The 26,688-nt window shown below is 63.1% G+C and carries 29 protein-coding genes; 16 read left to right on the top strand and 13 right to left on the bottom strand.

Features of this window, described 5'->3' with window-relative positions:
• The first annotated feature begins 9 nt into the window (after positions 1-9).
• From hemA to KI241_RS22630, 6 genes are all read left to right on the top strand, one after another.
• The gene (hemA, locus tag KI241_RS22655) at positions 10-1,299 is read left to right on the top strand and encodes a glutamyl-tRNA reductase (RefSeq protein WP_212803029.1); all 1,290 of its coding nucleotides are present in this window, start codon (positions 10-12) and stop codon (positions 1,297-1,299) included.
• Positions 1,296-2,378, top strand: coding sequence for a peptide chain release factor 1 (gene prfA, locus KI241_RS22650; RefSeq protein ID WP_042730411.1), 1,083 nt, complete (start codon positions 1,296-1,298; stop codon positions 2,376-2,378). The genes hemA and prfA overlap by 4 nt, the downstream gene beginning before the upstream one ends.
• Positions 2,379-2,392: 14 nt before the next feature.
• Complete coding sequence (gene prmC, locus KI241_RS22645; RefSeq protein WP_042730412.1) at positions 2,393-3,223, top strand: peptide chain release factor N(5)-glutamine methyltransferase; 831 nt, start codon at positions 2,393-2,395, stop codon at positions 3,221-3,223.
• A complete protein-coding gene (locus tag KI241_RS22640; protein WP_042730419.1) occupies positions 3,217-3,972 on the top strand; it encodes a molybdopterin-synthase adenylyltransferase MoeB in 756 nt (251 codons plus the stop codon). The genes prmC and KI241_RS22640 overlap by 7 nt, the downstream gene beginning before the upstream one ends.
• Positions 3,965-4,756: a glutamate racemase gene (murI, locus tag KI241_RS22635; protein WP_042730413.1), complete on the top strand. Its 792-nt coding sequence runs from the start codon at positions 3,965-3,967 to the stop codon at positions 4,754-4,756. Before KI241_RS22640 ends, murI begins: the two co-directional genes overlap by 8 nt.
• A gap of 118 nt (positions 4,757-4,874) precedes the next feature.
• Complete coding sequence (locus tag KI241_RS22630) at positions 4,875-5,393, top strand: acyloxyacyl hydrolase (protein ID WP_042730414.1); 519 nt, start codon at positions 4,875-4,877, stop codon at positions 5,391-5,393.
• A 134-nt stretch (positions 5,394-5,527) separates the two neighbouring features.
• On the opposite strand, the gene KI241_RS22625 is transcribed toward KI241_RS22630, so the two are convergent.
• The 6 genes from KI241_RS22625 to KI241_RS22600 all read right to left on the bottom strand — a co-directional run bounded on the left by KI241_RS22625 (position 5,528) and on the right by KI241_RS22600 (position 11,389).
• Positions 5,528-5,833 carry a YkgJ family cysteine cluster protein gene (locus KI241_RS22625; RefSeq protein ID WP_042730415.1) on the bottom strand — a complete coding sequence of 102 codons (306 nt, stop codon included), beginning with the start codon at positions 5,831-5,833 and terminating at the stop codon, positions 5,528-5,530.
• 27 nt (positions 5,834-5,860) lie between these two features.
• On the bottom strand, positions 5,861-6,631 hold the full coding sequence (locus KI241_RS22620; RefSeq protein WP_042730416.1) for an SDR family oxidoreductase: 771 nt from the start codon (positions 6,629-6,631) through the stop codon (positions 5,861-5,863).
• Positions 6,632-6,772: 141 nt separating this feature from the next.
• On the bottom strand, positions 6,773-8,215 hold the full coding sequence (gene phrB, locus KI241_RS22615; protein WP_212803028.1) for a deoxyribodipyrimidine photo-lyase: 1,443 nt from the start codon (positions 8,213-8,215) through the stop codon (positions 6,773-6,775).
• A gap of 12 nt (positions 8,216-8,227) precedes the next feature.
• Positions 8,228-9,166 (bottom strand): MerR family transcriptional regulator, encoded by a 939-nt coding sequence (locus KI241_RS22610; RefSeq protein WP_042730417.1) that lies wholly within the window; start codon positions 9,164-9,166, stop codon positions 8,228-8,230.
• A complete protein-coding gene (locus KI241_RS22605) occupies positions 9,166-10,128 on the bottom strand; it encodes a 2-thiouracil desulfurase family protein (RefSeq protein ID WP_047739444.1) in 963 nt (320 codons plus the stop codon). The genes KI241_RS22610 and KI241_RS22605 overlap by 1 nt, the downstream gene beginning before the upstream one ends.
• A 274-nt stretch (positions 10,129-10,402) precedes the next feature.
• Entirely contained in the window at positions 10,403-11,389 is a 987-nt protein-coding gene (locus tag KI241_RS22600; protein ID WP_047735967.1) for an NAD(P)/FAD-dependent oxidoreductase, read from the bottom strand.
• Between the two features lie 197 nt (positions 11,390-11,586).
• On the opposite strand from KI241_RS22600, the gene KI241_RS22595 reads away from it, so the two are divergent.
• On the top strand, positions 11,587-12,486 hold the full coding sequence (locus KI241_RS22595; protein ID WP_042732253.1) for a TIGR01777 family oxidoreductase: 900 nt from the start codon (positions 11,587-11,589) through the stop codon (positions 12,484-12,486).
• 13 nt (positions 12,487-12,499) lie between these two features.
• Positions 12,500-13,525 carry a ferrochelatase gene (hemH, locus tag KI241_RS22590; RefSeq protein WP_047735966.1) on the top strand — a complete coding sequence of 342 codons (1,026 nt, stop codon included), beginning with the start codon at positions 12,500-12,502 and terminating at the stop codon, positions 13,523-13,525.
• Positions 13,526-13,656: 131 nt separating this feature from the next.
• Here hemH and KI241_RS22585 read toward each other — a convergent pair whose 3' ends face one another.
• Together KI241_RS22585 and upp are read right to left on the bottom strand one after the other, a co-directional pair.
• The gene (locus tag KI241_RS22585; protein ID WP_042732255.1) at positions 13,657-14,931 is read right to left on the bottom strand and encodes a uracil-xanthine permease family protein; all 1,275 of its coding nucleotides are present in this window, start codon (positions 14,929-14,931) and stop codon (positions 13,657-13,659) included.
• 2 nt (positions 14,932-14,933) lie between these two features.
• A complete protein-coding gene (upp, locus tag KI241_RS22580) occupies positions 14,934-15,572 on the bottom strand; it encodes a uracil phosphoribosyltransferase (RefSeq protein WP_042732256.1) in 639 nt (212 codons plus the stop codon).
• Between the two features lie 174 nt (positions 15,573-15,746).
• Here upp and KI241_RS22575 point away from each other — a divergent pair, with 174 nt between their 5' ends.
• Together KI241_RS22575 and KI241_RS22570 are read left to right on the top strand one after the other, a co-directional pair.
• Positions 15,747-16,304: a hypoxanthine-guanine phosphoribosyltransferase gene (locus KI241_RS22575; RefSeq protein ID WP_042732257.1), complete on the top strand. Its 558-nt coding sequence runs from the start codon at positions 15,747-15,749 to the stop codon at positions 16,302-16,304.
• Between the two features lie 3 nt (positions 16,305-16,307).
• Positions 16,308-16,781 (top strand): WbuC family cupin fold metalloprotein, encoded by a 474-nt coding sequence (locus tag KI241_RS22570; protein WP_212803027.1) that lies wholly within the window; start codon positions 16,308-16,310, stop codon positions 16,779-16,781.
• A 1,000-nt stretch (positions 16,782-17,781) separates the two neighbouring features.
• On the opposite strand, the gene dauA is transcribed toward KI241_RS22570, so the two are convergent.
• Complete coding sequence (gene dauA / locus KI241_RS22565; protein ID WP_042732372.1) at positions 17,782-19,506, bottom strand: C4-dicarboxylic acid transporter DauA; 1,725 nt, start codon at positions 19,504-19,506, stop codon at positions 17,782-17,784.
• A gap of 177 nt (positions 19,507-19,683) precedes the next feature.
• Between dauA and KI241_RS22560 the strand changes: the two genes are divergently transcribed.
• Positions 19,684-20,169, top strand: coding sequence for a hypothetical protein (locus tag KI241_RS22560; protein ID WP_042732371.1), 486 nt, complete (start codon positions 19,684-19,686; stop codon positions 20,167-20,169).
• Between the two features lie 61 nt (positions 20,170-20,230).
• Positions 20,231-20,518, top strand: coding sequence for a PA4642 family protein (locus KI241_RS22555; RefSeq protein WP_042732370.1), 288 nt, complete (start codon positions 20,231-20,233; stop codon positions 20,516-20,518).
• Between the two features lie 115 nt (positions 20,519-20,633).
• Here the strand turns inward: KI241_RS22555 and mqo are convergent, their stop codons facing one another.
• Both mqo and KI241_RS22545 read right to left on the bottom strand, forming a co-directional pair.
• Positions 20,634-22,142, bottom strand: coding sequence for a malate dehydrogenase (quinone) (gene mqo, locus KI241_RS22550; RefSeq protein ID WP_212803026.1), 1,509 nt, complete (start codon positions 22,140-22,142; stop codon positions 20,634-20,636).
• A 737-nt stretch (positions 22,143-22,879) separates the two neighbouring features.
• Complete coding sequence (locus KI241_RS22545; RefSeq protein WP_042732368.1) at positions 22,880-23,113, bottom strand: hypothetical protein; 234 nt, start codon at positions 23,111-23,113, stop codon at positions 22,880-22,882.
• 205 nt (positions 23,114-23,318) lie between these two features.
• On the opposite strand from KI241_RS22545, the gene KI241_RS22540 reads away from it, so the two are divergent.
• Entirely contained in the window at positions 23,319-23,903 is a 585-nt protein-coding gene (locus KI241_RS22540) for a YajG family lipoprotein (RefSeq protein ID WP_047735960.1), read from the top strand.
• A gap of 127 nt (positions 23,904-24,030) precedes the next feature.
• On the opposite strand, the gene KI241_RS22535 is transcribed toward KI241_RS22540, so the two are convergent.
• Positions 24,031-24,237 (bottom strand): hypothetical protein, encoded by a 207-nt coding sequence (locus KI241_RS22535; protein WP_047735959.1) that lies wholly within the window; start codon positions 24,235-24,237, stop codon positions 24,031-24,033.
• Positions 24,238-24,438: 201 nt separating this feature from the next.
• Between KI241_RS22535 and KI241_RS22530 the strand changes: the two genes are divergently transcribed.
• On the top strand, positions 24,439-24,723 hold the full coding sequence (locus KI241_RS22530) for a hypothetical protein (protein WP_042732190.1): 285 nt from the start codon (positions 24,439-24,441) through the stop codon (positions 24,721-24,723).
• 175 nt (positions 24,724-24,898) lie between these two features.
• Here KI241_RS22530 and KI241_RS22525 read toward each other — a convergent pair whose 3' ends face one another.
• Positions 24,899-26,065, bottom strand: a complete 1,167-nt coding sequence (locus KI241_RS22525; protein ID WP_053147695.1) for a 1-acyl-sn-glycerol-3-phosphate acyltransferase — start codon at positions 26,063-26,065, stop codon at positions 24,899-24,901.
• Positions 26,066-26,204: 139 nt separating this feature from the next.
• On the opposite strand from KI241_RS22525, the gene KI241_RS22520 reads away from it, so the two are divergent.
• Both KI241_RS22520 and KI241_RS22515 read left to right on the top strand, forming a co-directional pair.
• Entirely contained in the window at positions 26,205-26,387 is a 183-nt protein-coding gene (locus KI241_RS22520) for a CPXCG motif-containing cysteine-rich protein (protein ID WP_047735957.1), read from the top strand.
• Between the two features lie 11 nt (positions 26,388-26,398).
• Positions 26,399-26,659, top strand: coding sequence for a DUF2007 domain-containing protein (locus tag KI241_RS22515; protein WP_042732193.1), 261 nt, complete (start codon positions 26,399-26,401; stop codon positions 26,657-26,659).
• The last annotated feature ends 29 nt before the right edge of the window (positions 26,660-26,688 follow it).

Here is a 26,688-nt window from a genome sequence, read left to right as displayed (position 1 = left end):
CGACCTTGAATGGCCTTCCTTGCACTTGGTATTAACCACAAGACTGCTTCAGTAGACGTCCGCGAGCGCGTGGCCTTTACGCCTGAGCAGCTGGTTGAGGCCCTGCAGCAGCTCTGCCGACTGACCGACAGCCGCGAAGCCGCGATCCTCTCCACCTGCAACCGCAGCGAGCTTTATATAGAACAGGATCACGTTTCGGCCGATTCGGTACTGCGCTGGCTGGCCGGTTTTCACGACCTGAGTCTCGAAGAGCTGCGTGCCAGTGCCTATGTGCACGAAGACGATGCGGCCGTTCGTCACATGATGCGCGTGGCCTCGGGCCTCGATTCGCTGGTACTGGGCGAGCCGCAGATCCTCGGCCAGATGAAGTCGGCCTACGCCGTGGCCCGCGAGGCCGGAACCGTTGGCCCGCTGCTGGGGCGGCTGTTCCAGGCCACGTTCAACGCCGCCAAGCAGGTGCGCACCGACACCGCCATCGGCGAGAACCCGGTGTCCGTGGCGTTTGCCGCCGTCAGCCTGGCGAAACAGATTTTCAGCGACCTGCAACGCAGCCAGGCGCTGCTGATCGGCGCCGGCGAGACCATCACCCTGGTCGCCCGCCATCTTCACGACCTGGGGGTCAAGCGCATCGTCGTCGCCAACCGGACCCTGGAGCGCGCCAGTATCCTGGCCGAACAGTTCGGCGCCCACGCGGTGCTGCTGTCGGACATTCCCGCCGAGCTTGTGCACAGCGACATTGTCATCAGTTCCACCGCCAGCCAATTGCCGATCCTGGGCAAGGGCGCGGTGGAAAGCGCCCTGAAGCTGCGCAAGCACAGACCGATCTTCATGGTCGACATCGCCGTTCCACGGGACATCGAACCGGAAGTCGGCGAGCTGGACGACGTTTACCTCTACAGCGTCGACGACCTGCACGAGGTGGTGGCCGAGAACCTCAAGAGTCGGCAGGGCGCGGCCCAGGCGGCGGAAGAGATGATCACCGTCGGCGCCGAGGACTTCATGGTGCGCCTGCGCGAGCTGGCGGCGGTGGATGTGCTCAAGGCGTACCGTCAGCAGAGCGAACGCCTGCGCGACGAAGAACTGCAAAAGGCCCAGCGCCTGCTGGCCAACGGCGGCAGTGCCGAAGAGGTGTTGGTGCAACTGGCGCGCGGCCTGACCAACAAACTGCTCCACGCCCCCAGTGTCCAGCTCAAGAAGCTGACCGCCGAGGGCCGTCTCGATGCGCTGGCCATGGCCCAGGAACTGTTTGCCCTCGGTGAGGGTTCACCGGATAGCTTTTCGGATAAAAAAACGCAATGAAAGCGTCACTGCTCAACAAGCTGGACATTCTCCAGGACCGCTTCGAAGAACTGACCGCCTTGTTGGGCGACGGCGAAGTCATTTCCGACCAGAACAAATTCCGCGCCTATTCCAAGGAGTACGCGGAGGTCGAGCCGATTGTCGTGGCTTACAAGCAGTTGCTCAAGGTGCAGGGCGACCTTGAAAGCGCCCAGGCGCTGCTCAAGGACAGCGACCCGGACCTGCGGGAAATGGCGGTGGAGGAAGTCCGCGAGGCCAAGGAACAGTTGGTCGAGCTGGAAAGCCGCCTGCAACGCATGCTGTTGCCCAAGGACCCGAACGACGGGCGCAACGTGTTCCTGGAGATTCGCGCCGGCACCGGTGGTGACGAAGCGGCGATCTTTTCCGGCGACCTGTTCCGTATGTATTCGCGTTACGCCGAACGGCGCGGCTGGCGCGTGGAGATCCTCTCGGAAAACGAAGGCGAACACGGCGGCTATAAGGAAGTCATCGCCAGGGTCGAGGGCGACAACGTCTATGGCAAGCTCAAGTTCGAATCCGGCGCCCACCGCGTGCAACGCGTGCCGGCCACCGAATCCCAGGGCCGCATCCACACCTCGGCCTGTACCGTGGCGGTGTTGCCCGAGCCGGACGAGCAGGAAGCCATCGAGATCAACCCGGCGGACCTGCGGATCGACACCTACCGTTCTTCCGGGGCGGGCGGCCAGCACGTCAACAAGACCGACTCGGCGATCCGCATCACGCACTTGCCCTCGGGCATCGTGGTCGAGTGCCAGGAAGAGCGCTCCCAGCACAAGAACCGGGCGCGGGCCATGGCCTGGTTGTCGGCCAAACTCAATGACCAGCAGACCAGCGCCGCCGCCAACGCCATCGCCAGTGAGCGAAAATTGCTGGTGGGCTCCGGGGATCGTTCCGAGCGGATCCGCACCTACAACTTCGCCCAGGGCCGGGTCACCGACCATCGCGTCAACCTGACCCTGTATTCCCTCGACGACATTCTTGCCGGCGGGGTCGATGCGGTCATCGAGCCGTTGCTGGCCGAGTACCAGGCCGACCAGTTGGCGGCGATTGGCGATTAAGCACAGGTGAACACATGACCATCATCGCCAGTTTGTTACGCGCCGCCGAGTTGCCGGATTCACCCACGCCGCGCCTGGATACCGAGTTGTTGCTGGCGGCTGCGCTGGGCAAGTCCCGCAGCTTCCTGCACACCTGGCCCGAGCGGATCGTGCCGAGCGAAGCCGCGCTGCTGTTCTCCGAATACCTGCGCCGCCGCCGTTCCGGCGAGCCGGTGGCCTACATCCTGGGGCAACAGGGCTTCTGGAAACTCGACCTGGAAGTCGCCCCCCATACATTGATCCCGCGTCCCGACACCGAACTGCTGGTGGAAACCGCGCTGACCTTGTTGCCGGCCGCACCGGCGCGGGTCCTCGACCTCGGCACCGGCAGCGGCGCCATCGCCCTGGCATTGGCCAGCGAGCGCCCGGCCTGGCAGGTGACGGCGGTAGACCGGGTGCTGGAGGCCGTGGCCCTGGCCGAGCGCAATCGCCAGCGCCTGGACCTGCGCAACGTCATGGTGCTGAGCAGCCACTGGTTCAGTGCGCTGGAAGGCGAGCGGTTCGGGCTGATCATCAGCAACCCCCCTTACATTGCCGCCACCGATCCGCACCTGGCCGAAGGCGACGTGCGTTTCGAACCGGCCAGTGCGCTGGTGGCCGGCCAGGACGGGCTGGATGACCTGCGCGACATCATTGCCCAGGCACCGGCCCATCTCGAACCCGGCGGCTGGCTGATGCTCGAGCACGGGTACGACCAGGCCGCGGCGGTGCGAGACCTGTTGCAGGCCCAAGGCTTGCGCGAGGTCCACAGCCGCAAGGACCTGGGCGGCCATGAACGCATCAGCCTGGGGTGCCTGCCGTGCTGAACGATCAGGAATTATTGCGCTACAGCCGGCAGATCCTGCTGCAACACGTCGACATCGACGGTCAGTTGCGCCTCAAGCAGAGCCGTGTATTGATCGTCGGCCTTGGCGGTCTCGGCGCACCGGTGGCGCTGTACCTGGCGGCCGCCGGCGTTGGCGAACTGCACTTGGCGGATTTCGACACGGTTGACCTGACCAACCTGCAACGCCAGGTCATCCACGACACCGACAGCGTCGGTCTGGGCAAGGTCGACTCGGCGATGCGGCGCCTGGCGGCGATCAATCCCGAGGTTCGATTGGTGCCGCACCGGGCAGCGATGGATGCCGACAGCCTGGCCGCCGCGGTCGCGACCGTGGATCTGGTGCTCGACTGCTCCGACAATTTTTCCACCCGCGAAGCGGTGAACGCCGCCTGTGTCGCGGCAGGCAAGCCCCTGGTGAGCGGCGCGGCGATTCGCCTGGAAGGGCAGTTGTCGGTCTTCGACCCACGGCGCGCCGAAAGCCCTTGCTACCACTGCCTCTACGGCCACGGCAGCGAGGCCGAGCTGACGTGCAGCGAAGCCGGGGTGCTGGGGCCCCTGGTCGGGCTGGTCGGCAGCCTGCAGGCCCTTGAAGCCTTGAAGCTGCTGGTGGGCTTTGGCGAGCCGCTGGTGGGTCGCTTGCTGCTGATCGATGCCCTGGGCTCGCGGTTTCGCGAACTGCGGGTCAAGCGCGATCCCGGTTGCAGCGTCTGCGGTGGCCGTCATGAGTGAAGCGCCGGTCGGCGTGATGGACTCCGGTGTTGGCGGGCTCTCGGTGCTGGGGGAGATCCGGCGGCTGTTGCCCAATGAATCCCTGCTCTACGTTGGCGACTGTGGGCATATTCCCTACGGCGAGAAGAGCCCGGAATACATCCGCCAGCGCTGCGCGGTCATTGCGGACTTTCTCCTGGGCCAAGGCGCGAAGGCACTGGTGGTGGCCTGCAACACTGCAACGGTGGCGGCGGTGGCCGACCTGCGTCGCGACTTCCCGCAGTGGCCCATCGTTGGCATGGAGCCGGCGGTCAAGCCGGCGGCGGCCGCCACCCGCAGCGGCATCGTCGGTGTGCTGGCTACCACGGGCACCTTGCAGAGCGCCAAGTTCGCGGCGCTGCTCGACCGCTTTGCCGCCGATGTGCGGGTCATCACCCAGCCGTGCCCGGGGCTGGTGGAAATGATCGAGGCGGGGGACTTGCACAGCCCGGCCCTGCGTCAACTGTTGCAACACTACGTCGAGCCGTTGCTCGCCGCCGGATGCGACACATTGATCCTGGGCTGCACCCACTATCCATTCCTCAAGCCGCTGCTCCAGGAAATGATTGCGCCGCACATCAGCCTGATCGACACCGGTGCCGCCGTGGCCCGTCAGCTCCAGCGCCTGCTGGCGGATCGGGCGCTGCTGGCCGAAGGGCCGCCCAGCGAAACTCAATTCTGGAGTAGCGCAGACCCGACACATTTAGGAAAAATCCTACCAATGCTATGGCAATCGTCTGGCGTTGTGCGAAGCTTCGGCCTGTAAGAAAATGTGAAAATTCTGTAAAAAGTGCTGAACTTCTGCTTCAGCGCGGATTTCTATAGCTTTGTCTGTTTGTAACAAAAAACTAACTACTAAGTCTGTTCGGAAAAGGATGTTTCTAATGAAGCGCTTATTCTGCTTTGCCGCGCTTGCGGCTGCACTACTGGGGCACACCTACACCGCACAGGCGGCTGGCGTGGAGTTTGGCATTGGCCAGACCAGCGATTCGACCATGACGTATCGTTTGGGGATGCAGTTCGATTGGGATAAAAGCTGGTTGCAGAGCGATGTCGGCCGTCTGACCGGCTACTGGAGCGGTGCCTACACCTATTGGGAAGGTGACGAGACTTCCAGCAACCACAGCCTGTCGTTCTCGCCGGTATTCGTTTATGAGTTCGCCGGTGAGAATGTGAAGCCTTACATCGAGGCGGGTGTCGGCGTTGCGTTGTTTGCCAACACTGAAGTGGAGAGCAACAAGCTCGGCACGGCATTCCAGTTTGAAGACCGTATCGGCCTCGGCCTGCGCTTCAATGGCGGGCATGAAGTGGGCATTCGCGCCACGCATTACTCCAACGCTGGCATCAAGTCGACCAACGACGGTGTGGAAAGCTTCGCGCTTCACTACACAATGCCGCTGTAACGTCATACCGCAAGACCCTCACTGTGGACGCGAGCTTGCTCGCGAAGAGGTTGAATCAGGTACCGTCAGGGTGCCTGGCGAATCCTCTTCGGGGGCAGGCGCGCTGCCACAGGTTTATTGCAGATAAGTCTGTCCTAGCGATACGCCGTCGCAATTGCCTTGCGCTCTTCAATGCACTCCGGTGCGCCCATCTCGAACTCGCGGCAGATCAGTGGGCGTTTCTCGTAGATCGTGCACATCATGCTGTCGCGGTCCAGGGCTGCGCACCAGCCGTCGTCGAGCCGCCGCATGACTTCCCCGCCCCAATCATCGGTGTCGATGAAACGCTCCGGCACCCCGGTGTCAGTGATCAGCATCACTTCCAACTGGCAGCAGCATGCCGCACACGTCGAACACGTGACGGCGGGTGTGGCGATGTCATGGAGGGGGATGGTTTTCATGCGCGCAGTGTAAGGCAACCGGGGTGCTCAGGGTTGACCCTTGATCGGCGACCGGTTTGTCGAGTCCCCGGGGGCGGCCTGGGCCTGACGGCCGTTGGCGGCAGTCGATAGCGGCCAGAGTGACGACACGGACGAGACCGAGAGTGTCACTTCGGCCGGGCGTTCTGCCAATTGACCGAGCAGGTAGGTCGCGGCATCGCCTGCCGACCAATGGGCCGGCTTGGGGAAACAGTCGTCGACGCTCAGTGACGCACTGTCGACCCCTGGAGTGACCAGCGTCACGTCGGTCCCCTCGGCGACCAATGTCTGGCGAGCCGTCTCGAACAGTTCGCGCAACGAACTGCCACCGGCGGCTTGCAAGGACGTCAGGTAGGTCACGGGGCTGGTAAGGCCCACCAGGTGCGGATAGCTGCCAGCGCCCAGCAATGGCCGGGCCGTCTCGATGCAGAAGCTGGCGGCCAGCAGGTTGCTGCGCACGATGTGCTCGATCATCGTCTGTTCCAAGGGCTGCCCGTGGACGTATTCGGCGGTGCCGGCGTTTAGGATCACCCGGTCCAGGGCGCCCCATTGCCGGGCGATCGTCTCGCCGATCTCGCGCACGGTCTGGCTGTCACTGAGGTTGCCGGGCACGGCGAGGACTTGTCCTGGATAACGGGCCGAAAGGGCTTCGCACGCTTGTGCCGAGCAGGCACTGACTGCCACGCGGGCGCCGGTTTCGAGTATCGCTTCGGCCAATGCAGCGCCAATGCCGTTGCCGGCACCGGTCAACCAATACCGAGGGAGCGAACTTCGATCCATTCCATACTCCTTTTTTCGAAAGGCCGCGTGCTGGTTGATAGGGGTCTCGCGTGAAGTCCATGTGATTAGTAAGACTATAAGCCTGGGCCCTAAATAAACACTGTTTACGCCAATTATTTATGTTCGCTAATCGCACAGCGGCTAAACGGCAGTGTCCTGCCTTTTCGGCAGGTTCTTGAACGCTGCCAGGGCCCGCGCGCGGGACTGGCCAAGATCGACGATTGGCGCGGGATAGTCCACCGCGCTGAACAGATCGCCCCCGTTCCGGCGGTTTGGGTTATGGACCTGCTGGTTGTCCAGATCGTTCAGTTGCGGCAGCCAGTGCTTGATGAACCGCCCTTCAGAGTCGAACTTCTCCGACTGGCTCAACGGGTTGAAGATGCGGAACCAGGGGGACGCATCCGTGCCGGTGGACGCGCTCCACTGCCAGCCGCCGTTGTTGGCCGCCAAGTCGCCGTCGATCAGGTGCTGCATGAAGAAGCGCTCGCCTTCACGCCAGTCGATCAGCAGGTTCTTGGTCAGGAACATGGCGACGACCATGCGCAAGCGGTTGTGCATCCAGCCGGTTTCCAGCAATTGGCGCATGGCCGCGTCAATGATCGGCAGGCCGGTGCGGGCCTGCTTCCAGGCGGCCAGTTCCTGCGGGGCGTCGCGCCAGGCCAAGGCTTCGGTTTCCAGACGAAACGCGCGATGGCGGGAGACGCGTGGGTAGCCCACCAGGATATGTTTATAGAACTCGCGCCAGAGCAGTTCATTGATCCAGGTGACCGCGCCGGCGCTGCCGCTCTCGAACTCGCCCCGGTTGGCTTGCAACGCAGCGTGCAGGCACTGGCGCGGCGAAACCACGCCGGCCACCAGGTAGGCCGACAGTTGGCTGGTGCCGGATTTGGCGGGAAAGTCCCGCTCGCTTTGGTAATAGTCGATCTGCTGGTCGACGAACGTATCGAGGCGCCGCCGGGCTTCCTGCTCACCGGCGGGCCAGAGTGCCCTCAGCGCCTGGCCGGGACGCTCGAAGCCTTCGACGTGCGTCGGCACCGGGTCACTGGCAATGCTGGTGGGGGCCTGGCGGACCGGTGCAGGCACCAGGCCCGGCAGCGAAAAGTGCAGACGGCTGTAGCACACCTTGCGGAACTGGCTGAACACCTGGAAGTAATTGCCGGTCTTGGTCAGTACGCTGCCGGGCTTGAACAGCACCTGGTCGATGTGGCTGTGGAAGTCGATGCCTTCCCCGGCCAGGGCCTGGGCGACCTCGGCGTCGCGCCGGGTTTCGTTCAGGCCGTATTCCTCGTTGATGTGAACGGCGCTGATCTTCAATTCCCGGCACAGCGTGAGCAGCACCTGCGGCGCCTGGTCCCAGTGCGCAGCGGTGCGGATCAGCAGGGGAATGTTCAGGTTGCCCAGGCTTGCGCTCAGCGACGCGAGGTTGCGCAGCCAGAAATCGATCTTGCACGGGGCATCGTCATGGGCGCGCCATTGCTCTGGGCTCAGCAGGTACACCGCTACAACGGGGCCCTTGGCTGCGGCGGCCGCCAGGGCGGTGTTGTCGTGCAGACGCAGGTCACTGCGTAGCCAGATCAATTGCATGTTGTTTTCCATTCAAAGAAGTTCTCGGCGGCTCAGTTCGTGGTAGGCCGATAGCGGGTCTTCGGCCCAGGCCACGTCGATCGCCGACACACCGGTGGATAACCGCGCGTGGTGAATCGAAGCGGCCGGGCCGGCAATGATGATCGGGCAGGCGACACCGACCAGCAGCCGGGGCAGTTGCGACAGGTTGATGGCGTTGCTGGCGTACAGCAGCACGCCGCGAGCCCCGAGGCGCTCGACCGCCAGGGCCAGTTCGCCTGGCGGGATCGGACCGTCGAACACTTCCACCGGGCAATCGGCGCTGCTGACAAGCCAGGCGGTGAGCCACAGGTGCGGCTCCAGGACCTGGTCCGAATGGTTGACCAGCAGCAACGGCGCGCCGCGCAACTGGCGGTTGTTGTGATAGATACGGCTGCCGAATTTGCTGCGCAGCCACGAGTGCAGGAAGACCCGTTCCAACTGCGCCCCGAACTGGCCCTGCCAGCGCAACTGCAGGTCGGCCAACAACGGCAACAGCAATTGCTCGCACACGGTCCGGGGCGGGTAGAGGGCCATGGCCTGGTTGACCAGGTCGTCGATCTGCCGCTCGGCCAGTTGCGTCACCGCCTGCACCAGGGCGTGACGCTGGCGTTGCCAGTCGTTTTCCAACGGTTCGGCGGCCGGCTGCGGGGTGTCGAGCAAGGGCTTGATCTTGCTGACGGCCACGCCGCGGTTGATCCAGGTGAGGATGCTCTGGATCTGCTGGACATGCTCGGCGTTGAACAGTCGGTGGCCCTTGGGGGTGCGGTGCGGCACGATCAAGCCGTAGCGACGCTCCCAGGCACGCAACGTGACGGCGTTGACGCCGGTTTGCCGGGCGACTTCACGGATCGGCAGCCAGCCTTGCGCCAAGGCTTCGGCGAAATCCGTCCCGAGGTCTTCGCTGGCACTGGAATCGGTTGGGCGCTTCATCAGATGGCGTTTCGCAGGCTGAGGTTTTCCGGGTGCGGTTGCAGGTAGACCTGCTGCGCCAGGTACGGGTCGGGATGCAGGCGCAAGTGATGCTTGAGCAGGGTCAGCGGCACCACCAGGGGCACGATGCCGAGGCGATACTGCCCGATGAGGTGCTGCACCTCCTGTTTGTCCTCCGTGCCGATGGCCCGCTTGAGGTAACCGCTCAGGTGTTGCAGCACGTTGGTGTGGGTGCGGCGGGTGGCGCATTTTTTCAGGGCGCTCATCAGCGCGCTGAAGTAACGTCGGCCCAGTTCATCGGGGTCTTCCTTGCCCATGTTGCCCAGCCAATTGCCCAGGGCTTTGTATTGCGCCGGGTTGTGGGCCATCAGCAGGTATTTGTGGCGCGAATGGAAGTCGATCAGGTCGCGGCGGGTCAGGCCCCGGCGACGCAAGGGCTGCCAGGCGGCATAGGCGAACACCCGTGTGAGGAAGTTCTCCCGCAGCACGGGGTCGTTGAGGCGACCGTCTTCTTCCACCGGCAAGTCGGGATGGCGTTCGCAGAAGGCCTGGGCGTAGACACCGCGCCCGCCACCGTCCTGAGGCGCCCCGTTGGGGGCGTAGACCTTGACCCGTTCCAAGCCGCAGGATGGGGATTTCTGCATGAAGATGTAGCCGCAGATGTCATCCAGCTCCCCGGCCATCTGCCGCCCGTAATCGGCCAGCGGTTGCGTGACGTCGAGCTCGCGATTGACCGTGCCCACCGCATTTGGCGCTGTGGGGTTGCCTACCAGGCGGATAGGCTCACGGGGGATGCCCAGGCCGATGGCGACTTCGGGGCACACCGGCACGAAATCGAAGTAATCGACCAGGGTGCGACTGCACAACGACGATTGCTTGTGCCCGCCGTTGTAGCGCACTTCGGCGCCCATGAGGCAGGCACTGATGGCGATTTTTGGTTTGGCGACGGCTTCGTTGGGCATGGGCACCTCGGATGACATAATCTTGTACAGGTAATGAAATTTGTACAATATGTTTCATCATAGAGGTGAAGTTGTACAAGTCAAACGGTTTTGCCGACCTGAGGGCAGCCAGGCGTCTTCGTGCGTGTACGAGCGAGCTCGCGATAGCGGTGGACCTGCCAACAGCATTGTCGGCTTGAGAACCGCTTTCGCGAGCAGGCGGGCATGGGCGATGTTTTTTCAAAGAGGAGCTGCTGTCCGTTTCGACAGCAGCGAGCAGGGCGGGTGAGGCGGTTTACTGCAGGCTGGCGTGCAAGCGACGGGCTGCTTCCTGGCCGCTGAGCCAGGCACCTTCGACCCGGCCGGACAGGCACCAGTCGCCGCACACGTACAGGCCCAGGTCGGCATCGGCCAGGGCGCCCCATTCATGGCTGCCGGCGGGGCGGGCGTAGAGCCAGCGGTGGGCCACGCTGAAGTGCGGGGCGGGCATGGCGCTGTGCAACAGTTCGGCGAAGGCGCCGTGCAGGTGCTCGATCACCGCCTCCTTGGACAGGTCGATGTGCTGCCGGCTCCAGTCGCTGGTGGCGTGCAGCACCCAGGTGTCGAGCGTGCTGTCGCGCCCCGGTTTGCTGCGGTTGCGGGCCAGCCAGTCGAGGGGGCTGTCTTGTACGAAGCAACCTTCCATGGGGGTGTCCAGCGGCGTTTCGAAGGCCAGGGCCACCGCCCAGGTCGGGTCCATTTTCACGCCGGCCGCCACGCCGGCCAGCTTCGGTACGGCCGCTAGCAGTGCGGTGGCCTGGGGCGCCGGGGTGGCGATCACCACCTGGCCGAAGGGGCCGTGGGTGAAGCCTTCGGCGTCCTGCAGATGCCAATGTTCCTGGCCGCGATACACCTCGGTGATCCGGCAGGAGAACTGCACTTGCAGCGTGCCGAGCAGGGCCCGGGTAATGGCGCTCATACGGGGCGTGCCGACCCAGCGGGTCTGCTCGTCCGGCGAGGGGCTCAGTTGCCCGCCTTGGAAATTGTAGAGTTGCGGGTTCCATTCCGCGGCCCAGCCGTTGGCTTGCCAGCGCTGCACTTCCGTGACGAAGCGCCGGTCGCGGGCGGTGAAGTACTGGGCGCCCATGTCCAGCGCGCCGGCGTCGCTGCGCTTGCTGGACATGCGTCCGCCGCTGCCATGGCTTTTATCGAAGAGTTGAACGATGTGCCCGGCCTCCGTCAGGGCCTGGGCGGCTGAGAGTCCGGCGATGCCGGTGCCGATGATTGCGATAGGTACAGTCATGAGGGCCTCGTTTACCTTTTCTGTACAGACTACGCCGTCGTTTAAACCTGTACAATTCGGGTTTTTGGTATAAGTTTTACCGTTCGCGTTCGGATAGGTTGTCCTATTGTTAAACACAGACCCTGTCCGATACGAAAAATCCCTGCTTATAAAAATAGACTAGTGGGCTGGGTAAAACGCGATGCGAGGAACATCTCATGCACATATTGCTGACCGGCGGTACTGGTTTGATCGGGCGTCAGCTCTGCCGCCTGTGGTTGGGACAGGGGCATCGCTTGACGGTCTGGAGTCGTCGCCCCGAAGAGGTGGCGAAAATCTGCGGGGCGCAGGTCAAGGGCATCGCCCGGCTCGATGACATCGTCGAGCCCGTGGACGCCGTGGTGAACCTGGCCGGTGCGCCGATTGGCGACCGTCCCTGGACCCACAAGCGCAAGATGTTGCTGTGGAGCAGTCGCATCACCCTGACCGAAGTATTGCTGGCGTGGCTGGAACGTTGCGAGCAGAAACCGCGGGTGCTGGTGTCCGGTTCCGCCGTGGGCTGGTATGGCGATGGTGGCGAACGCGAGTTGACCGAGGCTTGCGGGCCGGTGAGCGAGGATTTCGCCAGCCAGTTGTGCATCGCCTGGGAAGAAACCGCGCAACGTGCCGAGGCCCTGGGCCTGCGCGTGGTGCTGGTGCGGACCGGCCTGGTGCTGTCCGCCGAGGGCGGCCTTTTGTCGCGGCTGTCGCTGCCGTTCAAACTGGCGCTGGGCGGGCGAATCGGCAATGGTAGGCAGTGGATGCCATGGATTCATATCGACGATCAAATCGCCCTGATTGATTTTCTTCTGCACCAGGACGACGCCAGCGGTCCTTATAATGCCTGCGCGCCGAACCCGGTGCGCAATCGCGATTTCGCCAAGGCCCTGGGTCGCGCGTTGCACCGGCCAGCCGTGGTGCCGATGCCGGAGCTTGCGTTGAAAGTCATGCTGGGGGAGTTGTCATTGCTGTTGCTGGGCGGGCAGCGCGCCACGCCGGCCCGATTGCAGGCGGCAGGTTTCACATTCCGCTTCACCGATTTACCCGCGGCCCTGGATGACTTGTCCAGCCGCCTTTGAAATAGGACGTTGCATGACCGATCACGCGTTGCTGCTGGTTAATCTGGGTTCGCCTGCTTCCACCTCGGTGGCCGATGTGCGCCGTTACCTCAATCAATTCCTGATGGACCCATATGTCATCGACCTGCCGTGGCCGGTGCGCCGCTTGCTGGTGTCGCTGATCCTGGTCAAGCGCCCCGAGCAGTCGGCGCACGCCTACGCATCGATCTGGTGGGACGAGGGCTCGCCGCTGGTGGTGCTCAGCCGCCGCCTGCAACGAGCCATGACCGCCCAGTGGACCCAAGGCCCGGTGGAACTGGCGATGCGGTACGGCGAGCCGTCCATCGAGTCGACGCTGGTGCGCCTGGCGAGCCAGGGGCACCAGAAGATCACGTTGGCGCCGTTGTATCCGCAGTTCGCCGACAGCACTGTCACCACGGTGGTCGAGGAAGCCAGGCGAGTGGTGCGGGAAAACAAGCTCAACGTGCAGTTCTCGGTCTTGCAGCCGTTCTACGACCAGCCGGAATACCTCGACGCCCTGGTCGCCAGCGCCAAGCCTTACCTGATGCAGGATCACGATCATCTGCTGTTGAGTTTCCACGGCTTGCCGGAGCGGCACCTGACCAAGCTCGACCCGACGGGGTTTCATTGCTTCAAGGACGCCGACTGCTGCAAGAACGCTCCACCGGAGGTCATTGCGACCTGCTACCGCGCCCAGTGCATCCGCACTGCCGAGCTGTTTGCCCAGCAGATGGGGCTCAAGCAAGGGCGGTGGTCCGTGTCGTTCCAGTCCCGCCTTGGCCGCGCCAAGTGGATCGAACCCTACACCGAAGCGCGCCTGGAAGAACTGGCCAAAAGTGGCGTGAAGAAAGTGCTGGTGATGTGCCCGGCGTTCGTGGCCGATTGCATCGAGACTTTGGAAGAGATCGGTGATCGTGGGCGCGAGCAATTCCGCGAGGCGGGTGGGGAGGAGTTGGTGCTGGTGCCCTGCCTCAATGACGATCCGCAGTGGGCGAAGGCATTGAGCACTCTGTGTGAACGGGCGCCGATGGCGCTATAAAATTCAAGGGCGCTTTCGCGAGCAAGCCCGCTCCCACAGTGGACCTCGGGTGTCACACATTCTGTGACCATCCAGCATCCACTGTGGGAGCGGGCTTGCTCGCGAAGAGGCCCGACCCGACAGCACATCTATCAGATCAGCGGCTCATCCGGTTTCTTGTGCTTCCAGCCGTCATTGCCCGGCAGCAGCAGGTTCAGCGCAATCGCCACCACCGCGCACAGCGCAATACCCTTGAGGCCGAAGTCGTCCGGGCCGGTGCCGGTGGCCACCAGCACGCCGCCGATGCCGAACACCAGGGTCACCGACACGATCACCAGGTTACGCGCTTCGCCCAAGTCGATCTTGTGGCGGATCAGCGTGTTCATGCCCACCGCCGCAATCGAACCGAACAACAGGCAGAGGATCCCGCCCATCACCGGCACCGGGATGCTTTGCAGCAGTGCGCCGAACTTGCCGATGAACGCCAGGCTGATGGCGAAGATGGCCGCCCAGGTCATGATCTTCGGGTTGTAGTTCTTGGTCAGCATCACCGCGCCGGTGACTTCGGCGTAGGTGGTGTTGGGCGGGCCGCCGAAGAGGCCGGCTGCGGTGGTGGCGATGCCGTCACCGAACAGGGTGCGATGCAGGCCTGGCTTTTTCAGGTAGTCGCGACCGGTCACGCTGCCCACGGCGATCACGCCGCCGATGTGCTCGATGGCCGGCGCCAGGGCCACCGGGACGATGAACAGGATCGCCTGCCAGTTGAACGCCGGTGCGGTGAAGTTCGGCAGGGCGAACCAAGGCGCGGCGGCGATTTTCGCGGTGTCCACGACACCAAAGAAAAAGGCCATGGCAAAGCCCACCAGCACGCCGGAAATGATCGGCACCAGGCGGAAGATGCCTTTGCCGAACACCGCGACGACCAGAGTGGTGAGCAGGGCGGGCATCGAAATCATCATCGCCGTCTGGTAGTGGATCAGTTCGGTGCCGTCGCCGGCCTTGCCCATCGCCATGTTCGCGGCAATCGGCGCCATCGCCAGGCCAATGGAAATGATCACCGGACCGATGACCACCGGCGGTAGCAGGCGGTCGATGAAGCCGGTGCCCTTGATCTTCACCGCCAGGCCCAGGAAGGTGTAGACGAAGCCGGCCGCCATCACACCGCCCATGGTCGCCGCCAGGCCGAACTGGCCCTTGGCAAGGATGATCGGGGTGATGAAGGCAAAGCTCGACGCCAGGAACACCGGCACCTGGCGCCCGGTGACGACCTGGAACAGGATCGTGCCCAGGCCCGCGGTGAACAGCGCCACGTTCGGATCCAGCCCGGTGATCAATGGCATCAGCACCAGCGCGCCGAAGGCGACGAACAGCATCTGCGCGCCGGACAGTACCTGGCGCCAGAGCGGATCGTTGAACTCATCCTGCATGCTCAGGCGTCCTTCTGCTTGGTGCCGAAGATCTTGTCGCCGGCATCGCCCAGGCCCGGGATGATGTAGCCATGTTCATTGAGCTTGTGGTCGATGGACGCGGTGTAGATGGTCACGTCGGGGTGCGCATCCTGCACGGCCTGGATGCCTTCGGGCGCGGCCACCAGCACCATCGCGCGAATGTCCCGGCAACCGGCTTTTTTCAGCAGGTCGATGGTGGCGACCATGGAACTGCCGGTGGCGAGCATCGGGTCGATGATCATGGCCAGGCGTTCGTCGATTTCCGGTACCAGTTTTTCCAGGTAGGTGTGGGCCTGCAACGTTTCTTCATTGCGCGCCACGCCCACGGCGCTGACCTTGGCGCCCGGGATCAGGCTCAGCACGCCCTCGAGCATGCCGATGCCGGCGCGCAGGATCGGCACCACGGTGATTTTCTTGCCGGCGATTTTCTCGACCTGGACCTTGCCGGCCCAACCGTCGATTTCATAGGACTCCAGGGGCAGGTCCTTGGTGGCTTCGTAGGTGAGCAGGGCACCGACTTCTTGGGCAAGCTCCCGGAAGTTCTTCGTGCTAATGTCGGCGCGGCGCATCAGGCCGAGTTTGTGTCTGATCAGCGGATGGCGGATCTCGAGGATGGGCATGGGGAAGGCTCCGGCGGCGGGCAAAAAAACCGGCCTAGATTAATCTATCCGAGGGTGTTGTCCTATAGACAATACAGAACGTTAGTCCACAAACGCTTGATCTGGCCGGGCGGGATGCGTACCTTTGCCCGCTTTTCTGAACCTCCCGCCCCCTCAACCCCCTTGGAGAGCGCCATGTCCGCTGATCTCGAGCATATCCGTCAAATCATGCGAGAGGCTGACTGCCTATACACCGAAGCCGAAGTCGAAGCGGCGATCGCCCGTGTCGGCGCGCAGATCAACGAGCAACTGGCCGAGTCCAACCCGGTGGTGTTCTGCGTCATGAACGGCGGGCTGATTTTCTCCGGCAAGCTGCTGACCTACCTGAACTTCCCGCTGGAAGCGTCCTACCTGCACGCCACCCGTTATCGCAACGAGACCAGCGGCGGCGACCTGTTCTGGAAGGCCAAGCCGGAAGTCTCGTTCATCGACCGCGACGTGCTGATCATCGACGACATTCTCGACGAAGGTCACACCCTCGGCGCCATCATCGACTTCTGCAAGCATGCCGGCGCCCGTGCGGTGCACACCGCCGTGCTGATCGACAAGGACCACGACCGCAAGGCCCGTCCGGACCTGAAGGCCGATTTCGTCGGCCTGCCGTGCATCGACCGCTACATCTTCGGCTATGGCATGGACTACAAAGGCTACTGGCGCAACGCGAACGGTATTTTCGCGGTCAAGGGGATGTAATCGATGACTCGGCCGAGCTTCCTGGATCAAGCGTTGTTTGATGAAGTGGCCGGGAAAGCCGCCGCCAGCGTGCGTGGGCGACAGCACCACAACTTTCATCAGATGGACGAACCTTGCCATCGCATGGCGGTAGGCTTGCAGCCTTCGACGTACATCCCTCCGCACCGCCACTTGAGTGCCGACAAGGCGGAAACCCTGCTGGTGCTCAAAGGGCGGCTGGGGGTGTTGATCTTCGATGAAGACGGTGCGGTGGTGGACAAGCGCGTCCTGCAGGCCGGCGGCGATTGCCTGGGCGTCGACCTGCCGGTTGGCGTGTATCACGGCCTGGTGGTGCTGGAAGCCGACAGCCTGATGTTCGAATGCAAGGCCGGTCCCTACCGCCCGGTGGGCGACGGCGAACTGGCCCACTGGGCACCCCGCGAGGGCGAGCCTGGCGTGGCTGAGTACCAGGCATGGATGCGGGCGCAGTTCGACTGAGCACCGCATCGGCACCGGCTGCGGAGGTTCTGTGGCGAGGGAGCTTGCTCCCGCTGGGCTGCGAAGCGGCCCCCTGGAACTGAAGCCTGGGTGTGTCAGGCACACCGCATTGATCGTTTTGGGCCTGCTGCGCAGTCCAGCGGGAGCAAGCTCCCTCGCCACGGTTGTGTGGTTGCCCACTATCCAACAAGACAAAAGAGGGTCAGGGCGAGTGCTTTTGTGGCGAGGGGATTTATCCCCGCTGGGCTGCGAAGCGGCCCCCCTGGAGCAGGCGCCTGGGTGTGTCAGGCACACCGCATTGATCTTTTTTGGGCCTGCTGCGCAGTCCAACGGGGATAAATCCCCTCGCCACGGTTGTGTGGTTGCCCACTATCCAACAAGACAAAAGAGGGGGCTGTGGCGAGTGCTTTTGTGGCGAGGGGATTTATCCCCGCTGGGCTGCGAAGCGGCCCCCCTGGAGCAGGCGCCTGGGTGTGTCAGGCACACCGCATTGATCTTTTTTGGGCCTGCTACGCAGTCCAACGGGGATAAATCCCCTCGCCACAGGAGTTTTGTGTGAGCTTGCTTTCGTGGCGAGGGAGCTTGCTCCCGCTGGGCTGCGAAGCGGCCCCCCTGGAACTGACGCCTGGGTGTGTCAGGCACACCGCATTGATCTTTTTTGGGCCTGCTGCGCAGTCCAGCGGGAGCAAGCTCCCTCGCCACGGTGTGGTTGCCCATTATCCAACAAGGCAAAAGAGGGGGCTGCGGCGAGTGCTTTTGTGGCGAGGGGATTTATCCCCGCTGGGCTGCGAAGCGGCCCCCCCCTGGAGCAGGCGCCTGGGTGTGTCAGGCACACCGCATTGATCTTTTTGGGCCTGCTGCGCAGTCCAGCGGGAGCAAGCTCCCTCGCCACGGTGTGGTTGCCCACTATCCAACAAGACAAAAGAGGGTCAGGGCGAGTGCTTTTGTGGCGAGGGGATTTATCCCCGCTGGGCTGCGAAGCGGCCCCCCTCGCCACAGGTCAGGCGCAGTGGGCTTGCAGCCAGCGCTCACTCTTGATCCGCGCTTGCTCCAGCGTTTTCACATAAGCCAGTTGGCGCTGCTCGCGATGGATGCCGGCGCGGCGCAGTTTCAGGCGTACCCGCGGCGCGGTCGCCACCAGGATCAGGCCGATGCCTTGCTTGCGGTAATCCTTCAGGATGTTTTCAAACGCGGCCAGCGCGGTCATGTCCAGCATCGGCACGGCACTCATCTCCACGATCACCACCCGAACCCCCGGGTCGAAACGGCGTAGCACATCCAGGGCTTTTTCGGCGGCGCCGAAGAACAGCGGCCCGCGGATGCCATAGCAGCGCACATGCTCGGGCATGTCTTGCAACGCCTGGTGGAAGTGGCGGGGCAGTTCGGCGCTGTCGGTCAGTTCACTCATGCGCTTGATGAACAACCCGGCGGCCAGCAACAGACCGACCGCGACGGCCAGCACCATGTCGAACAGCACCGTCAGGCCCAGGCAGGTCAGCAGCACCAGCACGTCGCTGCGCGGGGCGATGCGCAGGGTGTGCAGCACATGCCCGGCTTCGCTCATGTTCCAGGCAACCATGACCAGCAATGCCGCCAGCGCGGCCATGGGCAAGTAGCTGAACAGCGGTGCCAGCAGCACCATCGCCAGCAGCACCACCAGGCTGTGGATGATCGCGGCCAACGGTGACGACGCGCCGCTGCGCACATTGGTGGCGCTGCGGGCAATCGCGGCGGTGGCGGTGATGCCGCCGAACAGCGGCGCCACCAGATTGCCCAGGCCTTGGCCTATCAGCTCGGCATTGGGGTCGTGCTTGCTGCCGGTCATGCCGTCCGCCACCACGGCGCACAGCAGTGACTCGATGGCGCCGAGCATGGCGATGGCGAAGGCGGGGCCCAGCAACTGGCGGATCAGGTCATAGGAAAGGTTCAGGGGGTGGCCCTGGCCGTCCGGCAGATGCCAGGGCCAGTCGAAGCTTGGCAGAAACGGTGGGATGCCCGGGTAGGTGACGCCTTCCACCACGTAACCGAAGCGTTCGCCCAGTGTCGCGACCGGCAAGCCCCAGCGCTCCATCGCCAGCCCCAGCAGTGCGCCCACCAGCAAAGCGACCAGATGCCCGGGGACTTTCGGCACCCAGCGCGGCCAGATGATCAATAGCGCCAGACAGGTGACGCCGATCAGGCTATCGCCCAGGCGGGCGCCGGGCAGGGCGATGAGCAGTTCGCCGAGCTGTTCCATGTAGTGCCTGGCCTGGCCGACGTTGCTCAGGCCCAGCAGGTCCTTGAGTTGCAACGTGGCGATGACCACGCCGATCCCGGCGGTAAAGCCCAGGATGACCGGGTAGGGAATGTACTGGATCAGCCGTCCGGCCCGCATCAGGCCCAGGGCGATCAGGATCAGGCCGGCCAGCATCGTGCACAACAGCAGGCCGCCCAGGCCGTATTGCTGGGTGATGGGCAACAGGATCACCACGAACGCCGCCGTCGGTCCGCTCACGTTGAAGCGCGAGCCACCGGTGAGGGCGATCAGCGGCGCCGCCACCAGCACGGTGTACAGGCCATGCTGCGGAGGCACGCCAACGGCGATCGCCAGGGCCATGGCCAGGGGAATGGCGATGATCCCGACGGTCAGCCCGGCCACCAGGTCGCCGCGCAGGCGCGCAAGGGTATAACCGGCCTGCCAGCTCTGGCGCCAGGCGGCAAACAATGGTGGGGCGGAGAAAGACATGAATACTCCTCGCAAGGGGGCTGGCACTGGCCCTCGCCACAAAGGCATGCACCGCTAGACCGGGGCTGATGGCTCTTTGAGTATGCCGTGCTCGTTGCGCGGATGTATTGATCTGGATCGTTATTTTTACCGTCCAGGCTCATGCTAGAGTGCCCGGCCAAGACCCCGGAGCTTGCCATGCCTGTCTCGATTCGCCGTTGCGCCGCTGTACTGCTGATATCCAGCCTGCCTTTGACGGCGATGGCCGCACCGATGCACAGCCAGTTCCTGCCCCCCGACGACCTCGTGGCGCGCCAGGAACAGCCCGAACAGCAGCAATTGCTGCAGGTCACCGACTATTCGGTGGTGCTGGGCAATCAGCGTCAATCCAATCAACAGCCGATCCCGGTCACTTCACCCTTGCTGGTGCGCCTCAAGGGCAAGCCACTGAACAAGGGCGCCAGCCTCAACCAGGTGATCCTCAACTTCGACGGCGAAAGCAAAAGCCTGAAGAAGCCGGTTTTCGACGAGGCCAGCAAGACCCTCACCCTGACTTATCCACAGGCCCAATACCGGGTGGTCATCGATCTGCTGCGCAACAACACCGTGTATGTGCAGTTCCTCACCTACGCCAATGGCCACATCTGGGCTGATCTGCACACCGGGGCCGAACGCTCGCGTTGAGCCTCGGGGCCTGCCGGGGGTAAACTGCCCGCCCCGTGAATCGTGCGAGTTGGAGCCGGCAATGCGTAAAGACAAGAAACAGGTGATTGGTGACGAGATTGGCGACGAACAGATCAAGCTGTTCCTCAATTTCGAACCGGTCGATGCCACTTCGCCGTCGCTGCACAAACTGATCAAGGGCTACCGTGGCCTGCGGGTCGATGATTTCGAGCGGTTCCTGACCTTCTTCGTCGAAGCCGGCTACGACCTCCATGGCAAGGATGAGCACGGCAACGACTTCGTGGCATTGGTCCAGGACCAGCGCAACGCCGAGGAATACATCGAATTGATCGAGAAGGCGCGTGGCTGATTGATCATGGGCCTGCTTCGCAGGCCAGCGGGAGCAAGCGCCCTCGCCACAAAACGTCACCCATAAAAAACGCCCCGCTCTCATGGAGAACGGGGCGTTTTTTATGGGGCGAGCCTCAAGCGTAGCTTTGGGTCTCGCTGCTTTGCTCGACCAGTTCCAGCGCGACATTGTTCTGCGCGTTGATCTTGCGATACAGCGCCGCGTCGGTTTCCAGCACTTTTTCCCGGGCCGGGAAGATTTCCGCGAGCTTGGTGGCCCACTCGCCCTTGGCCTTGTCCGGGAAGCAGCGCTCGATCAGTTCCAGCATGATCGAAACGGTCACCGAAGCACCTGGCGATGCGCCGAGCAGGGCGGCGAGGGTGCCGTCCTTGGCCGCCACCAGCTCGGTGCCGAACTGCAGGATGCCGCCTTTCTTCGGGTCTTTCTTGATGATCTGCACCCGCTGGCCGGCCACTTCCAGGCGCCAGTCCTCGGCTTTCGCCTCGGGGTAGAAGCGCCGCAGCGATTCCAGGCGTTGTTCCATGGATTGCATCACTTCGCTGATCAAGTACTTGGTCAGGTCCATGTTGTCGCGGGCCACGGCCAGCATCGGACCGATGTTGCCGGCCCGTACCGACAGCGGCAGGTCCATGATCGAACCGTGCTTGAGGAACTTGGTGGTGAAGCCGGCGTAGGGCCCGAACAGCAGGGATTTCTTGCCATCGACCACGCGGGTGTCCAGGTGCGGCACCGACATGGGTGGCGAGCCGACCGCGGCCTGGCTGTAGACCTTGGCCTGGTGGTGCTTGACCACGTCCGGGTTGTCGCAGCGCAGCCACTGGCCGCTGACCGGGAAGCCGCCGAAGCCCTTGCTTTCCTCGATGCCCGAGGCTTGCAGCAGCGGCAAGGCCGCGCCGCCGGCGCCGAGGAAGACGAACTTGGCGTCGACTTCGCGGGTGTTGCCGGAATTGACGTCCTTGATGCTCACGGTCCAGCCACTGCCCTTGCGCTTGAGGCCGGTGACGCGCTTGCAATACTTGACCTGGGTGTCCGGTGCGCTGGTCAGGTGCTTGAGCAACTGGTTGGTCAGGGCGCCGAAGTTGACGTCGGTGCCGTTCATGACGCGGGTGGCGGCGATGACCTCATCGGCTGGCCGGCCCGGCATCATCAGCGGCATCCACTCGGCCATCACGGCCTTGTCCTCGGTGTATTCCATGTCGGCGAAGGCATGGTGCTTGCTCAGCAGCTCGAAGCGCTTCTTGAGAAACGACACGCCTTTTTCACCCTGGACGAAGCTCAGGTGCGGTACCGGGGCGATGAACGACTTGGAAGAACCGAACGTGCCCTTTTTGGTCAGGTACGTCCAGAACTCCTTCGACACCTCGAACTGGGTGTTGATGTGCACGGCTTTCTTGATGTCGACACTGCCATCGGCTGCCTGGGGCGTGTAGTTGAGCTCACACAGCCCGGCGTGGCCGGTACCGGCGTTGTTCCAGGGGTTGGAACTCTCCGCGGCACCGGAATCCATCAGCTCGACGACTTCCAGCGAGATCGCGGGGTCGAGCTCCTTGAGCAGTACGGCCAGGGTGGCACTCATGATGCCGGCCCCTACCAGAACTACATCGACTGCTTCGTTATGCGCCATTTAACGCGTCTCCAAAATCTGCAGCACCAAATTGTCGGCATAGCGGCCAGGATTGGCGGGGCAGGTGGTGGTGCCCCAGGTACCCATGGCCAGGATCGCCATGTCCGAATCTTCGCAATTTTTCGCAACTACTGCGGATGCATGCAGCCTGGCCTTACAGAGTCACATGAACTCATTTAAGCGCCGGGCAGGCAATTCGACTTATGGCCGAGACATCCGTTAGCGCAACCAAATCCGTAGCGGACAGGCTTCAGGCAGCGGTTCTTGAGCGATATCCGGTCCTGTATCGTTGGGCTGTTTCAGACGCTAATGGTGCTTGTTCAGACGCAAAACTCTTCATTTGCTCGCCACACTCTTGTGAAGTTGTGAAAACCCGTTTTTTCACGCTCTTTTGAAGACGTGAACCTCAAAAAAGGGCTGTCCCAGCCTGGCACCGCGCCCGGTTTGGTTGCCCCCATGTATTACATGACAGGCAAAACGGGCAGACAGCTCAGTGACCGAGCGTAATGACAGCTCTGCAGATGCGCGAAAAGTGGTCAATAGCTTGAGAAACAGCAAGCGCGCCAGCTTCACTCGATCTGTGTGGGCGGCTCTCTGTGGGCGGTGCGGGGTGCCAATACCTGCGCATCAGCGGCGTTGCGGGGCCCGATCAGGAGACGTCCTTATAATCGGGGGGAGATTGTATCGAAGAAACGCAGGGAAATGGTCGTGATTAATGACTTTTATTAGCCGTCCGGTCAGATGGTCAACAGTTGTCGGTTGCGTGCGCGAGCGCGCACCGGTTGCACGCGGGCGCTGGCGGGCAGTGGCTGGTGCAGCCAGTTGAGGCGGATCTCTTCGATTTCCACCCAGCCTTCGCCCATGGGTTGCAGGCTGCATTGCTTGAACGCCTGGCAAAGACCGTTGCGGTCCAGCAGGGCGAAGCTGCGGTGATGAGGGCGCGGTGTGAACAGGGAAATGAGCAAGCGCATGATCGGATACCGGGTCAGGGAGCTTGGGGCTAGCCTGACAGCGGGCCATGACATGGCGGTGTAAGGACCGTGACAATGGGGTGACAGGAACCGCGGTTACCGGCCCGTGTCAGACATTTGAGTATTCATCGTGCGGTGCTAGTTCCGAGGCCGAGCGCACCGCTATACTGCCGGCCTGTTCGTGCCCGATTCTGGAGAGAAGCGCATGTTGCAACGCCTGTTGTTCGGTTTGATCGCCGTGGCCAGTCTGACCCTCGTCGGCTGCGCCCACAGCCCGCAACAACTCAACCCCGAGCCCAAGCTCAACGCCCAACTGGCGCCCGTAGGACGTGGCCAGCCGGTGGTGGTACGGGTAGTGGACGGTCGTCCGTCGCCGACCCTCGGCACCCGTGGCGGGCTGTACCCGGAAACCAGCGTGATCACGGTGCAGGGCGCGCAGATCCTGCCCAAGCTGCAGGCCCAGGCTGAAGCCGCTGTCCGCCTGCTCGGCTTCACCCCGACCGCGAACGCTTTGAACGCGCCGCAACTGACCGTGACCCTGGCCGAACTCAAGTACCAGTCGCCCAAGGAAGGCATGTACGTGACCGAAGCCACCATCGGCGCGACCTTCCGCTCCGACGTGCAGAATGCCAACCGCCGCTACAGCGGTCGCTACGGTGCGTCGCTGGACCAGCGCTTCGGCATGGCGCCCAACCAGGACACCAACACCAAGCTGGTCAGCGATGTGTTGAGCGATGCCCTGACGCGTCTGTTCAAGGACCCGACCATTGGCCAGGTGCTGGCTGAGTAAAAGTCAACCATCCCCAATGTGGGAGCGAGCTTGCTCGCGATAGCGGCCTGTCAGTCAACAGATGTGTTGGTGTGCGGACGCTATCGCGAGCAAGCTCGCTCCCACAGGTGTTTTTGCAGGAGCGATTTCATGCCGCCTGTGAATACAACTCCAGCACACTGATCCCGGTCAGCAGGTCGGTCTCGGGCAGGTCGGCGTGCTGGTGGCCGCCGAGGGCGCAATACACCAGCCAGTGTCGGTCCTGCACATTGAAGGACAGGCTGTCGACGAGGTTCTGCTGTTCGTCGCTGGGGCTGATGAGGTAGAGGCGGTCCTGGTTTTCGGCGTGAAGCATGATGGGGTCCGGGCTGGTTTGAAGGGCGACAGGGTGGCTTATCCAGATGACGAAACCGTGACGGGGCAAATTAATCGGTCGCCCGGACCTTGCCCCCACAGGTCGGAAAAAACCGCCCAGGGCGGCAGGCTTTCGGTAGAATCCGCGCCCTGTTCGTAGGTCCCGGACGTGTCCTGTCCGTATTTCCGCTTGAGGTTCGTGATGTCGCTGCATCTGTTTTCGCTGTTCGCTGCCCACCCCGCCAAACTGATCAACCTGCTCGCGTTGCTGTTCGCCTGCCCGGGCGGTTGGGTGCTGCATGCGACGCGCCGCCGTGAGCAGCGGGCCCGAGCCTGCCTGCAAGCACGCAGCGGAAACGGTGAGGAGCGCTTCGAGGCGCTGCTGGACCTGGCGACCCAGCGCATGAACCGGTTCTTCTACCGGTTCGGTTTCGGTTGCCTGGCGCTGGCGTTGCTGGTGTCGTGGATCAGCACGCAGATTCACTGATCAGGTTATTGATGTAGGCGTTGTCTGTGGCGAGGGGATTTATCCCCGTTCGAGTGCGGAGCACTCGCCAGGCTTGGATAAGCAAACAATCCTGGGGGCTGCTGCGCAGCCCAGCGGGGATAAATCCCCTCGCCACAGGTATGGCGCTTCTCCTGAGGTCGAGACACGCTCCGCCTTACAACGCCAACCCCGCCTTGACCCGATACTGATTGCGCACCGGCGTCGCGTATTGCAGCACCAGGAACGGTCGGTAATCCGCCGGGCAAGCGTCCAGTCGGCGTTGCCACTCTTGCTCGGCCTTGGCCAGTTCCTCGGCACCAAACACCTCGGCCGCCGTCGGCACCTGCAATTGCGGGTCGGCGTCAGCCCATTGGGCGTAGGCCAGGTAGTGCACCGGGAACAACCGATAGCCGCCGAGAATCTGCCGGTCCATTTCCACGGCCAATTGCTTGGTGTCCTCGAAATATTCGGTGATGGGCGTGGCAAAGTTCACATGCACCCGGCCCTTGTAGCCGGTGATGCCCTTGGCAATGCTCACGTCGTCCTCGCCGGGCGCCTTGGTGTAGGTGCCGGTGGTGGCGCGGATGTACAGCTCGCGGGCCTTGGCCTGGTCGCACGGGTCGTATTCGTAGCTGATGGACACCGGCGTGAGGTTCAGCGACTGGATTACTTCGCCGAACGGCTCGTCCTTGCGGCTCATGTGGAACATCTTGAGGATCGCCGACTCGGTGCGGTCGTCGCCGTCCTTGGCCCGGCCTTCGGCCTGGGCGATCCAGATCGAGGCGCAGTCGTTGCGGATCGAGTGGTTGATGTAGGCCGACAGCAACTGGTAGGCCGCCAGTTTTTCCCGGCGTCCGGTGAGGGAGCGGTGCACGATGAAGCTCTTGTTCAGGCGCATCAGGTCGCTGACGAACGGTTTTTGCAGCAGGTTGTCGCCAATGGCGATGCGCGGTGTCGGCAGGCCGGCGTGGTACACGGCGTAGTTGACGAAGGCCGGGTCCATCACGATGTCGCGGTGGTTGGCGATGAACAGGTAGGCGCTGCCGGACTTGAATTGCTCCACGCCGGTATAGGTCACGCCGTCGGTGGCGCGCTCGATGGTGTGGTCGACGTAGAACTCTACCTTGTCCTGCAAAGTGGCGACGGAGCTCACACCGGCGAACTCACGACGCAATCTTTGCGCTATAAGGGGTTTGAGCATCCAGCCTAATGCGCCGGCCAGGCGCGGGAAGCGGAAGTGGGTGAGGATATCTAGAAACGCCTTGTCGCCGAGCAGCCGTGCCAGCACCGCTGGGACTTCACTGTCGTCGTAAGGTCGGATGGCATCGAATTCGCCCATCATGCTCTCTTGTTGGAAACGGCTAGGGTAAGTAAAGGTTCGCTCAAAAAACGATGGGGCACGGCCTGGCAGACAAGCCAGGCGAAAATAGCCCTGCAAACAGACCGGCGATTATACGCACAAGTCACCTGGGAGACCCGCGATGCTGGAAACTGCTCTTTATGATTGCCCCTATTGTGGTGAAGAGATCGAGACGTCCGTGGACCTGTCGGGTGGGGACCAGAACTACATCGAGGACTGTCAGGTCTGTTGTCGGCCGGTCACCTTTGTCCTGCAGGTGCATGGCGAGGAATGGCATCTTGAGGTCCACGCCGAAAACGACTGAGGGGCGCGCCCATGCAACGCATCTACGAGCTGGAAAACCTGATGGAGGGCGAGCTGCTGCAAGGCATGCTCGCCAGCGAGGGCATCACCGCGCATCTGGTGGGCCGCGACCTGGTGGGCGGCGTCGGTGAGTTGCCGATGCAAGGCTTGCTGGGGCTGGCGGTGGAGGACGAGCAGGCGCAATACGCCCGTGAGTTGATCGTTGCGTACAATGCGGCGATGCCCGTGCCCGGCGATGAGCCGCAGAGCTACCCCGGCACGCTGGTCTGTTAGGCTGGCGGCCGTTTGATAAAGAGTTGTGT

Origin of the sequence: Pseudomonas sp. Cab53 (assembly GCF_018325965.1) — a bacterium.
GTDB classification, from domain to species: domain Bacteria; phylum Pseudomonadota; class Gammaproteobacteria; order Pseudomonadales; family Pseudomonadaceae; genus Aquipseudomonas; species Aquipseudomonas chlororaphis_E.
Note: the sequence above shows the minus strand (reverse complement) of the source record. Positions and strands in the feature narration are given on the sequence as shown.